A 14798-nucleotide genomic window follows, 5' to 3' on the forward strand; every position below is an offset into this window, starting at 1 on the left:
TCAGCGGATGAAACGGTTCGGCTGGCCCACTACCAGGCGGGCCAGCTCGTCCAGCATAGCGGGCGTGGTATCGCTGGCGGCCCATTGCGTGGTCAGCACCTCGAAGCCGGTGGCATTGCTGATGCGAAACGCCAGGCTGGCCTGTTCGTGGTCGGGGGTGATGCGCACGCTGCCCATCAGCGCTGTCAGGTACTCGAAGCGAATGGACAGCAGCTTGTTGGTGTCTGGATGGCGCTGCTCCTGGCGCTCGTGCTGCAGGTGGCCCAGGGCCAAACGCGACTCGACCCGCTCCAGATCGGGCGGAAAGTTCACGCTGACCGCGCCCTTGACCGGTGGGCCGTCCTGCGGCGTGATGCGCCAGCCCATGCCGATGTAGTCCACTAGGTCCACACCACGTGCGCGCTTCTTGCGCTGGTCGCAGCGAAAGTCGACCAGCTTCATCGCCGGCCACGGGGTTTTGCCGTCCAGCGACAGCGCGGGGGCCGGTGGCGCGATCACGTTCAGCTGCTGGGCCAGGTCGGCCAGATAGGCGGCCACCGTCTGGCAGGCGGCCTCGGTCTGGGCCGCACGGGCTTCCAGGCTGTGCTGTACGGCGTTCTGCTGGTTGCGCAGCGCATGGGCTTGGTTTTTGAGTTGGTTGAGGAAGCTCAAGGCGTCTCCTGGTCGGGGTCTTCAGCCCAGTAATTTTTGGCCGGTCAAACGCTGGTGCTCGCGCGCCGCAAAGCGGTCGGTCATGCCGGCCAGATAGTCGGCCACGGCCCGCGGCGCACCCGCAGCGGCGCGGGCGGCAAAGCCGGGGGCCATTTCCTGCGGGGCGGCCAAGTAGGCGTCGAACAGCTCGTGCACCACGGTCTTGGCCAGCCCGGTCATGTCCATCACCTGGGCATGGCGGTACAGGTTTTTCATCAAAAAGCGCTTCAGCTCCTGCGACTGCACACGCATCGCCGGGCTGAAGCACAGCAGGGGCGCGCACTGCCGGGCGGCGTCGGCACTCGCCGGCTGGGCGGTTTGCAGCGCGGCCTGCGTGGCGGCAATCACGTCGTACACCTGGGCGCTGAGCATGCGGCGGATGGACTCGTAAAGCACCCGGCGGCCGGTGAGCTGGGGGTGTTCGGCCAGGGTTTGCTGGTAGAAATGCGCGACCAGCGGCACGTCCTGCAGCTGCTCCAGGCTAATCAAGCCCGAGCGCACGCCATCGTCGATGTCGTGCGCGTTGTAGGCGATCTCGTCGGCCAGGTTGCACAGCTGGGCCTCCAGGCTGGGCTGGGTGTGCGCGAGAAAGCGCCGGCCCACATCGCCGCGGCCGTCCAGGTGCGGCGGGCCAACGGCTTCGAGCTTTTCGGCGTTGGCGCGCGAGCAATGTTTGAGGATGCCTTCGCGGGTCTCGAAGCTGAGGTTCAGGCCGTCGAACAGCGGGTAGCGCTCTTCCAGCGCATCGACCACGCGCAGGCTTTGCAGGTTGTGCTCGAAGCCGCCGTGGTCGGCCATACAGGCATTCAGCGCGTCCTGCCCGGCATGGCCAAACGGCGTGTGGCCCAGGTCGTGGGCCAGGGCGATGGCCTCGACCAGGTCTTCATTCAGCTCCAGTGCCCGTGCAATCGAGCGGCCCAGTTGGGCCACCTCCAGCGAATGGGTGAGACGGGTGCGGAACAGGTCGCCCTCGTGGTTCAGAAACACCTGGGTCTTGTAAACCAGGCGCCGAAACGCGGTGGAATGCACGATGCGGTCCCGGTCGCGTTGGTATTCGGTGCGGGTGGGCGCAGCCACCTCGGGGAAGCGGCGGCCCCGGCTCTGGGCCGGGTTGCAGGCGTAGTCGGCCAAAGGCATGTTTATAGGTAAAAAGTGCCTCTAGCGCTTATGGGTATTGCGCTAGCAGCTATGTTAAAAATAGCATGCATCTCAAACGCTTACAGGCAGCAGGCATCCACCACCGAGCGCACCAGGGCGTCCGGTGCGCCCCGCACCGCGGCGCTGCCGGGTGGGTCGATCAGCACAAACTTGATCTCGCCGGCCTCGGCCTTCTTGTCTACCCGCATCAGCTGCAGATAGCGGCCGGCGTTGTCGGTTGCATCCAGCACCGCGCCGCGGGTCGGCAGGCCGGCACGCGCAATCAGGCGGGTCAGGCGCTCGACCAAGGCCATGTCGATCAGGCCCAGACGCTGCGACAAATGCGCGGCCATCACCATGCCGCTGCCCACGCCTTCGCCGTGCAACCAGGCGCCATAGCCCATGCCGGCTTCGATCGCGTGGCCGAAGGTGTGGCCAAAATTCAGAATCGCCCGCAAACCGGCTTCACGCTCGTCTTGACCGACCACATGGGCCTTGATTTCGCAGCTGCGCTTGACCGCATGGGCCAGCGCCAACGGATCGCCGGCGCGCAGCGCATCCATTTTCACCTCCAGCCAGTCTAGCAAAGACATGTCGGCAATCGGGCCGTACTTGATGACCTCGGCCAGGCCGGCGCTGAGCTCGCGCGGGGGCAATGTAGCCAGAGTGTCCAGATCACACACCACTTTGCAGGGCTGGTAAAACGCGCCCACCATGTTCTTGCCCAGCGGGTGGTTGATGGCGGTTTTGCCGCCCACCGACGAGTCCACCTGGGCCAGCAAGGTGGTCGGCACTTGCACAAACGGCACGCCGCGCATATAGCTGGCGGCGGCAAAGCCCGTCATGTCGCCCACCACGCCGCCGCCCAGGGCGAACAGCACGGTTTTGCGGTCGCAGCCATGCCCGAGCAGGGCATCAAAGATCAGGTTCAGGGTTTCCCAGGTCTTATAGGCCTCGCCATCCGGCAGCACCACGGTGTGGATGGCGGCGTAACGGCTTTGCAGCGCAGTCTGCAGGCGCTGCGCATACAGCGGGCCGACGGTGGTGTTGGTGACGATCAGCGCGGCCGCCGCGCGCGGCAGATCGGCCCAGGTGGCCGGGTTGTCTAACAGCTGCGTGCCAATGGCAATCGGATAGCTGCGCTCGCCTAAGCTAATGTGGACAGTCTGGGTGGCCATGGTCGGAGTGGAATGCATAGCCACCAAGTTTAAAGCCCTCGCCCGTCAAGATGCCGGTGCCGTGCCACCCAACTCCAGCTGCATCATGATCATATTGACCAGCGACGACACCGAGGGTCGCCCGGTCTCGATCACAAAGTGCGCGGTTTCACGGTACAGGGGATCGCGGATAGCGAACAGATCGCGCAACCGGGTCAAAGGGTCGGCCACCTGCAGCAGTGGGCGATTGACGTCGTGGCGGAGACGGCGGAACACCTCCTCGGGTGTCGAGCGCAAATACACCACCTGGCCCCGCGAACGCAGCGCCTGGCGGTTGGTAGGCCGTAAAACGGTTCCTCCGCCAGTGGCCAGTACGCCTGGACCATTCTGCGTCAGGGTGTCTATGACCTCTTCCTCCACATCACGGAAACGCGCCTCCCCCTCGCGCTCAAAGAACTCGCGGATCGAGCAGCCTATGCGCTGCTCGATCACGTGGTCTGAGTCGATGAAGGGCACTTGTAGGCGCCGGGCGAGCTGGCGACCTACAGTAGATTTACCGGAGCCTGGGAGACCTACGAGAGATATCAGGCCGAATCGACCTTCCATCGCTAAAAAGGATACGTCACTGGCATCGTTTGCTGCACCGGTGTCGTGCCAGGAGAAGTAAACGTGACTAACAAATTCACCGTCTGGCTACTACTGCCCCCAGCAACGCAAGCAGGCACAGCACCGGCAGTAGAAGGAGCAGTCACCGTGAATGAAATAGCAGTACGCTCCCCAAAAGTTAAAGCATCCAGAATTGGCGAGCCAATGCTGACGGAGCCACTTAATCCAGCAACCTGTCCTGTCATGCCAACAGTTGTCCCTGCTGCCGCCGCAAAATTAAGAGGAGTTCCAACGTAATAGGAGAAGACTGCGCTACATACAGTGCCCAAATTCAATGCAGTCACTTTGGTACCAGAAACCTTCGCGCTATATATACCAAGAGCCCCCGGAGATACGGCAGAAAGATTAATTGACTTGCTGATAACCCCCGTCGATCCCACCTGCGTAGACGAAACCACCGTCACAAGTTGCCCATCAGCAGGACGGGGATCCTGCACTGTGTAAGTTACTGTGCACAATCCATTACTCGTCAAGCAACCACCCTGTGCCGATGAGCCGACTCCACCGAAATCTGTTGTAAACACCACAGGAACTCCATCAGCAACAGGGTTGCCATTAGCATCTCTGATACGTACCGTTATGGTAGAGGAATCACCCGACAAACTAGCGTTCAAATTAAATTTAGATGCAGACAAGTCAAAGCCTGCAGCAATTGCCGAACCGGTAGTAACCAGCAATTGATCTGATTGCGACGCAATAGACCGACCACGAACTGTTGCGGTGACAACTACAGAGGTTGCAACAGTGCCAGATGAAACAGTAGCAACCACAACTCCGTCCGTGTCACTCGTTGCCGATGCAATATTCAAAGTCACAACCGAACTTGGATTAACCGAAAAATCAACAATCGTGCCTTTTACAGGAGCATTATTGGTATCCACTACACGGAAGCGTAAAGTAGCAGACTCAGACCGTCCATTGCCACCAGAGCCCTTTAAAACGATGGATTTATCCGAGGGATTGGTATCCAGAAAATTCAAAGCGTTTGCCAACAGTTGCGGATCGGAAGCTCCACTTGAAGGTGCGCTTGAGATGGATATTGCCTTTTGAGCAGTTACCGTTGTCGATGTACTTGAAACGATTACAGCTGCGGAAGCACTCACCAATGTTGCACCGGTGGATGTTGATGAGGAGGCTCGAATCTCTACTGACGCTTGCCCGTTTGCGTCGGTCAAAGCGGTCGCAGAAGTTGGCGCCAAAGTAAGCAGCCCTCCGCCTGTAAAATTCACAATTACGCCTTGTATAGGCGCACCACTTGAATTCAGCAGCGTTACTTTCGCTGTAGCAATCTCAGCAGTGGAAATATTTGTCGAACTAACTCCTGAGCCATTCAGCACAGCCAATGTCATTTGCGATGCAGTTGAACCGCTCCCGCCTCCACTGGAAGACGTGCCGCTAGGATTCCCCCCCCCTCCGCATGCAGCCAATAAGGCAAAAAACCACAACATAACCCACAGCTTCAAATAACGCATAGATATCTTCCCTGATTTCAGACTTAGCACCAATTAACGCGCAGCAGAACGTTCAACAATCATTTTCGGCGTAATAAAAACCAACATTTCCTTTTTGGTACTGGCTTGCGATTTGGACTTAAACAAATTACCTAGATAAGGAATATCACCCAACACCGGCACCTTAGTTATGCTATCGGTCTCATCTAAAGTGAAGATCCCACCAATTACCACTGTACCGCCGTTTTCTACTAAAACCTGGGTTTTTATGTGTTTGGTATCGATGGCGATACCAGCCGAAGTAGTTTCACCACGACTATCTTTATTGATATCCAGATCCAGGATGATATTACCCTCAGGCGTGATTTGAGGCGTAACTTCCAGCTTCAAATTCGCTTTACGGAAAGCAACTGAAGTAGCTCCGCTAGAAGTTGCTTGTTGGTAAGGAAACTCTGTACCCTGCTCGATCAAAGCCTTGGTCTGATCCGCCGTGACAATTCGTGGGCTAGATACCAACTTGCCTTTTCCGTCGTTTTCCAGAGCCGATATTTCGAGGTTCAAGAACCGGTTTGCCGCACTGCTGAATATCGACAGGGCAAAAGATGCCGCGTCATAGCCACCTTGCCCGACTGCCGGCATGTTGACGAAGTTACTGCTCGTATCCACCGCAGAACCACTCGAGCCGTTGCTGGCAGTGACATTGCTGTAGCTGGTGCCTACCGTAAAACGTGTATTACCCGTCAAACCAACACTGCCTGCAGCAACACCTGCTGTCGTCGAACTACCGGCAGTGGACCCCAGCTTGACCCCCAAAGATTTACCAAAAGTGTCCGACGCCTCCACGATGCGCGCTTCGATCAGTACTTGGCGAACCGCAATGTCAAGCTTCTTGATGAGATCCTGCACTGCCGCAAGACGACTGGGGATGTCATTCACAAAAATCTGATTGGTGCGCGGTTCGGAAATCGCTGTACCCCGCGAACTGAGGAAACGGGGTCCGCTGTTCGCAGTACCTATCGCTGAGCCTCCCAGTTGGGTAACGATATCCGATGCCTTGGCGTAATTCAACTGAAAAGATTGAGTCTGCAGCGGCTCCAAGGCCTGCATAGATGCAGCTGACTCAAGATCTTTCCGAGTACGCGCGTCAATCTCGTCTTTGGGTGCAATCCACAACACCGAACCGGACTTGCGCATACCCAGGCCCTTGGCATCCATGATGATTTGCAGTGCCTGGTCCCAAGGCACATCCTTCAAACGCAAGGTAACGGAACCCGTTACCGAGTCCGAAGTCACCACGTTGAAGTTCGTGAAATCAGCGATCACTTGCAACAGGGCACGCACTTCAATGTTTTGGAAGTTTAGAGACAGCTTCTCACCAGAATAGCCTGGCCCTTGAACCAGCTTGGTCGCATCCACTTTCTGCTGACGCACCTCAACGACGAACTGCCCGTCACTTTGGTAGGCACTGTGGTCCCATGCACCTTTGGGTTCAACCACCATACGCACTCTGTCACCCAACTGCGTGGTGGTTACCGTTTGCACAGGGGTGCCGAAATCAGCAACGTCCAGGCGACGACGCAAGCCTTCTGGCAAGGTGGAATTCAAGAACTCAACAACTAGATTCTGACCTTGTTGGCGAACATCCACGCCGACCTGGCTATTCTTGAGGGACACAATGATTCGCCCAACATTGTCGTCACCACGGCGGAAATCTATGTCTTTGAGAGGCGCTTTATCACGGCTGCCCGCATCGGCAAAAGTCGGCGCAGCACCTACTGCTGGCGCTGCAACAGCTACCGCGTCCAGCACCACCAAAATCGATTTGCCTTTGAGCTCCGCCTTGTAAGAAGTGGCTTGTTTCAAATTCAAAACCACGCGCGAACGGTCGCCCACCTGCACGACATTGACTGAACGCAGATTACCTTGATTCACTTCGATAGCCGAACGCCCCACATTGCTGGATACACCCGGAAAATCCAATGCAATCCGTGCCGGGGATTGGATAGAGACCCCCGATGGCAATGCTGCCAATGCATCACTCAGATCGATACGAATTACTTCGGAGCCGCTTTGGATTGAGCCCGTCACGGATTCAATCGCAGTTTGCGCCTGCGCGGCTACGGATGCCAAGACCAGTACCAAAGCTCCGGCTAATCGGTCTAGCATGTGCCACCCCATTTGATTCTGCTTATTCATTTCGCTCCCTCTTGTAGCACCAAACTAGCGGACCGTTCAACCCAGTCTCCCGTCGAATCTTGGACAATTTCACGCAGGGTCAACTCAGATTCGTCAATCTTGGTGACTCGACCGTAGTTCAAGCCAAGGTAATTTCCCACCCGCACTTGGTAGAGCAGATTGTCAATACGCAGCAGAGCTACTGGCTGACCTGCCTTGCGCAGGCTACCAACCATCGCCATGGAGTCCACCGGGTAAGCCTCCAAAGCCTCTTTGCGCCGAGCCAGCTCAGGAGCAATTAATGCTGTATTAGCAACGCTCTGTGTCGAATCGCGCTTAAGCGCCTGCGTTAGTTTTTGCAAGCTGAAAGGATCCACAGCGGCTTCTTGGGTATAGGCTTGGGGCAAGAACTTCTTAGGCTCAACCAAGGGCATGACTTTGGGGTGTACCTGGCTGCGTTGCTCACTCATCCATTGACGCAACTCATCTTCACCGGAAACGCTACAGCCAACCAATGCAAAACCCAAAATGCAAGATACACATAAAGGAAGCCATTTCATTTTTTAGCCCCCGGCTTCTGAGCGGCAATTTCATCTGCATCCAAATAGCGGAAGGTTCTTGCTGTGACTTCCATGGAAAGATTTCCGTCCTGAGCCGGATTAATAGACAAATTATTCAAAGTCACGATCCGGGACAAATTAGCGACATCGGAAGCAAACGCACCAATATCATGGTAACGGCCAGTTACCCGCACAGAGATGGGCAACTCTGCGTAGTAATCTTTAACCACCACTTGGCCTGGACGAAACAACTCAAACTGCAAGCTACGTCCCAAACCTGCTTGATTTACGTCGGACAAAAGTGCGGCCATCTCGGCTTTGCTTGGCAACTGCTTTTCAAGCTGCGTGACATATTGCTGCACTTGCTCACGCTGCTTCTTCAGTGCATCCAGATTCACTGCTTTGACCAAGCGAGTCTTATAGGCCTCACGCAGTTCAACTTCCTTGGTTTGCTCAACAATCAGTTCGTCTTCGTAACTGCTTAACCACGCATACCAAAGACCCGCCACCACGGCGACTACGACCACAAAAAACAGCAGAGAACGAGGCACCACCGGCCACACCGATGGATCGTTGGGATTCAAGTCACGGAACTGCCTCTGGAGGCTGTCCTGCAAGCCCTTGAAATCAATATCTATTGAAGGTTTTTTTGCCATGACACTCTTGCTATGGAGTGGCGACTGCAGCAGTTGCCGCAGCTTCACCCGCTTTTTGCACTTCGCTAGAACGCATTAGACGTACCCGCAAATTAAACTTCGCCACCCGCCGCTGGTCTCGGGGACTGAGGCTGACGGTACTGGCCACAATTTCAACCAGATCGGGCCGCGACAGCCAAGGCGTGTTGTTCGCCAAATTTCGCAACAACTCAGATACGCGCTCATTCGACTGGGCCACACCCTGGATAGTTACGCTTTGATTTTCCTGCTTCAGGCTGGTGATGTAAGTTCCATCTGGCAGCTGTTTCACCAGTTCATTCAACAAATGAACCGGCAAATTGCGGTCAGCTTGCAAGTCTTCTACGGCTTTCTGCCGCTCTGTCAAAGCTTTGATTTCAGCCTCGATGTTCGCAATTTCCTTAATTTGCCCATCCAGCACAGCGATCTCTTTGTTCAAGAACGCGTTGCGTTCCTGCTGCCCGGAGATTTGCGCCTCGTACCAAAGAAAGCCAACGCCAATCAAAACCCCGCCAAGCAAAGCGGAGGCCGCAAGCATGACATTGAAAGTCTCTCGCCGCCGGGCTCGGGCCGCCTCTCGGTGCGGCAATAGATTGATAAGAATCACTGCAGAAACCTCCGCATCGCCAATCCGCACGAGGTCAGATACGAAGGCGCTTCACGCATCATTTTTTTCAAACGGACGTCATCGCCCATCTCCATGCCATCAAATGGATTGGCCAAGCTACAGGTAAAAGACGAATGCTGGGTCACGGCTTCGGTCAAACCTGGCAGCGCGGCAGATCCGCCGGCCAGCATGACCTGATCCACCTTGTTGTGCGGGGTACTCGTAAAGAAAAACTGCAATGCCCGGCCGATCTCCTGGGCCAGGCTCTCCACAAACGGCTGAAGCACCGTGGAGCCATAGTCTTCCGGCAACTCGCCACTGCGCTTTTTGGATTCAGCCTCTTCGGCAGAAAAACCATACTGCCGCACGATCAGCTGGGTCAGTTGGGCGCCGCCAAAAGCCTGGTCGCGCTCATACAGCACTTCGTCATTGCAAATGACCTGCATGCTGGTAGCTAATGCACCGACCTCGAACAACGCAACCATGGTGTCCACGCCTTTGTTGGGCATGCGCTCAATCAAGCGAGAGGTCGCCAAACGGGACGAGTAGGACTCAATATCCAGAATCACGGGATGCAACCCTGCTGCTTCGGCCAAGCCTTGCCGGTCTTGTACTTTTTCTTTGCGCGAAGCGGCAATCAGAACTTCTACATCGCCAGCCGAACTGGCGCTGGGCCCGACTACGCAAAAATCCAGGCTCACTTCGTCCAAAGAAAAAGGGATGTACTGGTTGGCTTCGGATTCGACCTGCACCTCCAACTCCATATCCGAGAGTCCACCCGGCAAAATGATTCGCTTGGTAATGACCGCAGAAGGCGGCAAGGCCATGGCGACATTCTTGGTACGGGTACCGCTCTTCTTAACCAGACGGCGCATAGCTTCCGCGACTTCATCGAACTTTTCAATGTTTCCGTCGGTGATCCACCCGCGCTCCAAAGGCTCAATAGCACAGCGTTTGAGCACCAGGTTTCCGATGGCGTCATGGTCGAGCTCTACCAACTTGAGACTGGATGAGCTGATGTCTAAACCCAACAAAGGCTGGGGTTTACGACTGAACAACGATCCCAATGAGACCAAATCTTTCTCCCGGTGCTGAGCAAGATGCTACAAAATTTAACAATTCCTGGGCATGCTATCAGCAAGACTACCCCCCAGCAAAGCATATTTCCATCGGTAAATCTACAGACCGTTGCCAAAAGTACACGCGGCAGCAATCACATAGCGAACTATCGTACCCGTTGAGCCACTGCGAGCCCGAGTTCACCGATAGCGCGTAGCGTAAAGGCAAAATGGGCCAACGCATTTGCCTTCCCCCACTTATTTGCCAACGGGTTCGCTGTTTTCTATGTCTTCAAAACCTTCTTCCACCGCCCCTAAAGCCGCCGAGAAGCCGCGCACCGGCCCGCTCGCCTGGTTACTTCGTTTGCTGACCTGGTGTGCTGGTTTGGCTCTGGCTGGAGCGCTCGCACTGGCACTCGTCATCGGACTGGCACTGGCGGTGGCGTATCCGAACCTGCCCGATATCTCCGAACTCTCCGATTACCGCCCCAAGTTGCCACTCCGGGTTTTCTCGGCAGAAGGAATACTGCTGGGCGAGTTCGGCGAGGAACGCCGCAGCCTCACACCCATCAAACAAATCCCGCAGGTCATGAAAGATGCGGTGCTGGCGATCGAAGACTCGCGCTTCTACCAGCACGGTGGGGTGGACTACAAAGGCATGGTGCGTGCCGCACTGGCCAACCTGGGCCGCATGAAGAGCCAGGGCGCATCTACCATCACCATGCAGGTCGCGCGCAATGTCTATCTGTCGGCAGAAAAAAGCTATACCCGCAAGATCTATGAAATCCTGCTGACCTTTAAGCTGGAACACGCGCTGAGCAAAGACCAGATTCTGGAAATCTATATGAACCAGATTTTCCTGGGCAACCGCGCCTATGGTTTTGCGGCAGCCGCGGAAACCTATTTTGGCAAGCCGCTGAAAAACATCAGCATTGCCGAAGCCGCCATGCTGGCCGGCCTACCCAAAGCGCCATCGGCCTATAACCCGATCACCAACCCCACGCGTGCCCGGGTACGCCAGCTGTACATCATTACCCGCATGGAAGAGAACGGCTTCATCACCGAAGACCAGGCCACCGCCGCGCGCAAGGAAGAACTCAAAGTGCGTTCGGGCGCCAGCAATAGCCGCGTTCACGCCGAATACGTGACCGAAACCGTACGCCAACTGATGTTCGCCCAGTACGGCGAAGAAACCTATACCCGGGGTTTGAACGTCTACACCACCCTCAAGGCCGACGACCAGGACGCTGCCTACAAAGCCCTGCGCAAAGGGCTAATGGACTTTGAACGGCGCCAGATCTACCGCGGCCCCGAGAAGTTCGTCACCCTGCCCAAGGAAGCGGCTGAACTCGACGACGCGATTGACGACGCCCTGGTCGACCACCCCGACAACGGCGATGTCATGTCGGCCGTGGTGCTGGATGCCAACCCGAAGAAGATCACCGCCGTTCGCGGCAATGGCGACCCGGTGGAGATCATTGGCGACGGCCTGAAGCCAGCACAATCGGGTCTGGCAGAAAAGGCCCCGCCCAACATCAAGATTCGGCGCGGCGCCATCATCCGCGTCACCAAGACGCCCAAGAACACCTGGGAAATCACCCAGCTGCCCGAGGTGGAAGGCGCTTTTGTGGCGCTAGACCCGCGCGACGGCGCCATCAAGGCCCTGGTGGGCGGCTTCGACTTCCAAAAGAACAAGTTCAACCACGTGACCCAAGCCTGGCGCCAGCCGGGCTCCAGCTTCAAGCCATTCATTTATTCTGCCGCGCTGGAGCATGGCTTCACCCCGGCCACCATCGTCAACGACGCCCCCCTATTCTTTGATGCGGGGGTCACCGGCGGCCAACCCTGGGAACCGAAAAACTACGACGGCAAATTCGAAGGCCCGATGACCATGCGCACCGCGCTGGCCAAATCCAAGAACATGGTCTCCATCCGCCTGCTGCAGGCAGTCGGGCCGCAAAAAGCCCAGGAGTGGATCACCCACTTCGGCTTCGAGGCCGAAAAGCATCCGGCCTACCTCACCATGGCTCTGGGCGCAGGCTCGGTAACGCCGATGCAGATGGCCTCGGCCTATTCGGTCTTCGCCAATGGTGGCTACCGCGTCAACCCCTGGCTGGTGTCCAAAGTCACCGACCAAAAGGGCCGGGTGCTGGTCGAAACCAAGGTGCCGGTGCTGGACGAATCGATGCGCACCATCAGCGCCCGCAACGCCTTCATGATGACCAACCTACTGGGCGAAGTTACTTTGCGCGGCACGGCAGCGTCGGCCCAGCGCATCCTGAAGCGGCCCGATGTGTACGGCAAAACCGGCACCACCAACGACTCCATCGATGCCTGGTTCGCCGGCTACCAGCCCACCCTGGCGGCCATCACCTGGATCGGCTACGACACGCCACGCAACCTGGGCGCGCGCGAAACCGGCGGTGGCCTGAGCCTGCCGGTGTGGATCAACTTCATGGAAACCGCGCTCAGCGGTGTGCCAGTAGTCGCGCAAGTGGCACCGGAAGGCGTCACCAATAGCGGAGGCGACTGGTTCTATACCGAGTACGCGCGCAACACCGGTGTGACCAGCCTAGGGCTGGACGACAAACTGGCCACGCCGGGCACCGAGGGCGCCACGCCCACCCCGCCGGCGGCAGAGGAGCGGAACCGCATCATGGACCTGTTCAAGAACTGATCAGGCGGTAAAAGTCAGCGGCTCGCCGGCTTGCGCACTGGCATCGCGCGTCAAGCTGGCAAAAAACTCGCCCTGGCCCTTGGTATCCATCCACTGGCCGCTATCAAACTTGTAGTGGTAACCGCCGGATTTGGCGGCCATCCAGATTTCCTGCAGCGGTTTTTGCAGATTGATGATGATCTGGCTGCGGTTGGGGAAGGTCAGCGTCACCATGCCGCCAGTGCGCTGGTTGTCGATATCGGCATCGGTGCTGTCGTTGATGCGGTCGCAGTTGGCCTCGACTGCCTTGAGCAAAATTTCCGCGCGGTCCATGAATTCAGGGTCGGTCATACAATTTCGCTATGTTGAAGTTAATCCAAATTCTAGTCAGCCCCGTATGTCTTGCGGGCGTCATGGTCGTTTTAGGAGGCTGCGGCCAAAAAGGCGACCTCTACCATCCCGCAGAAGCCGCAGCCGCCCGCCGCGCCACCCTGCCCCAAACCCTGACCCCCGAAGCGCTGAAACCCGCGGTACCGGCGTCGGCTCCCTGATCCACCGGGAAATGCAGGCCAGATCGCCGCATAGCTTGCAAAACCCAGGCTGTTCGCGGCCAACACCTTGCATTTGCTATTGGTCGGCGCCGCCCGCCGTCCTAACATTGCCCATCCTTTTTGCCTAAGCCACCATGACCACCCAGCCCCTCCCCGGCCACCCCCACATCGCCTACCAAGACAATGCCTTGTGCATAGAAGGCCAAGCCCTCACCGCACTGGCCCAGGCCCACGGCACGCCGCTGTTCGTTTACTCCAAAGCCTCGATGCTGGACGCGCTGGCCGCCTACCAGCGCGGCTTTGCCGGTCGCAACGCGCAGATCTGCTACGCCATGAAGGCCAACTCCTCTCTGGGCGTGCTGCAGGTATTTGCCGAAGCCGGCTGCGGCTTTGACATCGTCTCCAGCGGCGAGCTGGAACGCGTGTTGGCCGCCGGCGCAGTGCCGGCCAAGGTGATCTTCTCCGGCGTGGGCAAGACCCGCGCTGAGATGCGCCAGGCCCTGCAGGCCGGCATCGGCTGCTTCAATGTGGAAAGCACGGCCGAGCTGGAGGTGCTGAACGAAGTCGCCCTGTCCCTGGGCATGCGCGCGCCCATCAGCATCCGCGTGAACCCGAATGTGGACCCCAAGACCCACCCCTACATTTCCACCGGGCTCAAGGGCAACAAGTTCGGCATCACCCACGAAGACACGCTGGCCACCTACCAGCGCGCGGCCAGCCTGCCCGGCCTGCAAGTGCTCGGTATCGACTGCCACATTGGCTCGCAGATCACCGAAGAAACCCCATACCTGGACGCAATGGACCGGGTGCTGGACCTGGTGGACGCCATCGAGGCCGCCGGCATCACCCTGCACCACATCGACTTCGGCGGCGGCCTGGGCATCAACTACCAGGGTGACACCCCACCCGAGGCCGATGTGCTGTGGCGCAAGCTGCTGGCCAAGCTGGACGCGCGTGGCTACGGCCAGCGCCAGTTGATGATCGAGCCGGGTCGCTCGCTGGTCGGCAACGCCGGCGTCTGCATCACCGAGGTGCTGTACCTCAAGCCCGGCGAGCAAAAGAACTTCTGCATCATCGATGCCGCCATGAACGATCTGCCGCGCCCGGCCATGTACCAAGCCTTCCACCGCATCGCGCCGCTGACGCCGCGTGCCGGGGAAACTACGCAGTACGACGTAGTGGGCCCGGTGTGCGAAAGCGGCGACTGGATCGGCCGCGACCGCGATTTGGCGGTGCAGCCCGGAGACCTGCTGGGGGTTTTATCTGCCGGTGCCTACTGCATGAGCATGGCCAGCAACTACAACAGCCGGGGCCGCGCAGCCGAAGTGCTGGTCGACGGTCCGCAAGCCCATCTGATCCGGGTGCGCGAAACCACGGCCGACCAGCTGCGCTTCGAAAGCCGCGTCGGCTAAGTCA

The 14798-nt window shown here is 57.9% G+C and carries 14 protein-coding genes; 3 read left to right on the forward strand and 11 right to left on the reverse strand.

The genetic code is table 11. The annotated features are described in order from the left end of the window. The 10 genes from BLT66_RS18045 to BLT66_RS18090 all read right to left on the reverse strand — a co-directional run bounded on the left by BLT66_RS18045 (position 1) and on the right by BLT66_RS18090 (position 10193). The gene (locus BLT66_RS18045; RefSeq protein WP_092759661.1) at positions 1-651 is read right to left on the reverse strand and encodes a hypothetical protein; all 651 of its coding nucleotides are present in this window, start codon (positions 649-651) and stop codon (positions 1-3) included. Positions 652-672: 21 nt separating this feature from the next. Beyond that, positions 673-1827, reverse strand: a complete 1155-nt coding sequence (locus BLT66_RS18050; RefSeq protein ID WP_092759663.1) for a deoxyguanosinetriphosphate triphosphohydrolase — start codon at positions 1825-1827, stop codon at positions 673-675. Between the two features lie 80 nt (positions 1828-1907). After that, positions 1908-3005, reverse strand: coding sequence for a 3-dehydroquinate synthase (aroB, locus tag BLT66_RS18055; protein ID WP_092759665.1), 1098 nt, complete (start codon positions 3003-3005; stop codon positions 1908-1910). Between the two features lie 45 nt (positions 3006-3050). Then, a complete protein-coding gene (locus tag BLT66_RS27225) occupies positions 3051-3590 on the reverse strand; it encodes a shikimate kinase (protein WP_092759667.1) in 540 nt (179 codons plus the stop codon). A 2-nt stretch (positions 3591-3592) separates the two neighbouring features. Beyond that, a complete protein-coding gene (locus BLT66_RS26510; protein ID WP_176955089.1) occupies positions 3593-4999 on the reverse strand; it encodes an Ig-like domain-containing protein in 1407 nt (468 codons plus the stop codon). A gap of 156 nt (positions 5000-5155) precedes the next feature. Next, positions 5156-7297: a type IV pilus secretin PilQ gene (gene pilQ, locus BLT66_RS18070; RefSeq protein WP_092759671.1), complete on the reverse strand. Its 2142-nt coding sequence runs from the start codon at positions 7295-7297 to the stop codon at positions 5156-5158. Beyond that, a complete protein-coding gene (locus BLT66_RS18075) occupies positions 7294-7836 on the reverse strand; it encodes a pilus assembly protein PilP (protein ID WP_092759673.1) in 543 nt (180 codons plus the stop codon). The genes pilQ and BLT66_RS18075 overlap by 4 nt, the downstream gene beginning before the upstream one ends. Then, the gene (locus BLT66_RS18080; RefSeq protein WP_092759927.1) at positions 7833-8492 is read right to left on the reverse strand and encodes a type IV pilus inner membrane component PilO; all 660 of its coding nucleotides are present in this window, start codon (positions 8490-8492) and stop codon (positions 7833-7835) included. The genes BLT66_RS18075 and BLT66_RS18080 overlap by 4 nt, the downstream gene beginning before the upstream one ends. Positions 8493-8502: 10 nt before the next feature. Next, positions 8503-9117 (reverse strand): PilN domain-containing protein, encoded by a 615-nt coding sequence (locus BLT66_RS18085; protein WP_092759675.1) that lies wholly within the window; start codon positions 9115-9117, stop codon positions 8503-8505. Continuing rightward, entirely contained in the window at positions 9114-10193 is a 1080-nt protein-coding gene (locus BLT66_RS18090) for a pilus assembly protein PilM (RefSeq protein WP_092759677.1), read from the reverse strand. Before BLT66_RS18090 ends, BLT66_RS18085 begins: the two co-directional genes overlap by 4 nt. Before the next feature lie 268 nt (positions 10194-10461). On the opposite strand from BLT66_RS18090, the gene BLT66_RS18095 reads away from it, so the two are divergent. Continuing rightward, a complete protein-coding gene (locus BLT66_RS18095) occupies positions 10462-12852 on the forward strand; it encodes a penicillin-binding protein 1A (RefSeq protein ID WP_092759679.1) in 2391 nt (796 codons plus the stop codon). Here the strand turns inward: BLT66_RS18095 and cyaY are convergent, their stop codons facing one another. Then, positions 12853-13182 carry an iron donor protein CyaY gene (gene cyaY, locus BLT66_RS18100; protein ID WP_092759681.1) on the reverse strand — a complete coding sequence of 110 codons (330 nt, stop codon included), beginning with the start codon at positions 13180-13182 and terminating at the stop codon, positions 12853-12855. It abuts the gene before it with no gap. 62 nt (positions 13183-13244) lie between these two features. On the opposite strand from cyaY, the gene BLT66_RS18105 reads away from it, so the two are divergent. Together BLT66_RS18105 and lysA are read left to right on the forward strand one after the other, a co-directional pair. Further along, the gene (locus tag BLT66_RS18105; protein ID WP_255406982.1) at positions 13245-13382 is read left to right on the forward strand and encodes an LPS translocon maturation chaperone LptM; all 138 of its coding nucleotides are present in this window, start codon (positions 13245-13247) and stop codon (positions 13380-13382) included. 134 nt (positions 13383-13516) lie between these two features. Next, entirely contained in the window at positions 13517-14794 is a 1278-nt protein-coding gene (gene lysA, locus BLT66_RS18110) for a diaminopimelate decarboxylase (protein WP_092759685.1), read from the forward strand. Positions 14795-14798: the final 4 nt, after the last annotated feature.

Origin of the sequence: Rhodoferax sp. OV413 (assembly GCF_900104385.1) — a bacterium.
Classification (GTDB): Bacteria; Pseudomonadota; Gammaproteobacteria; order Burkholderiales; family Burkholderiaceae_C; genus Rhodoferax_B.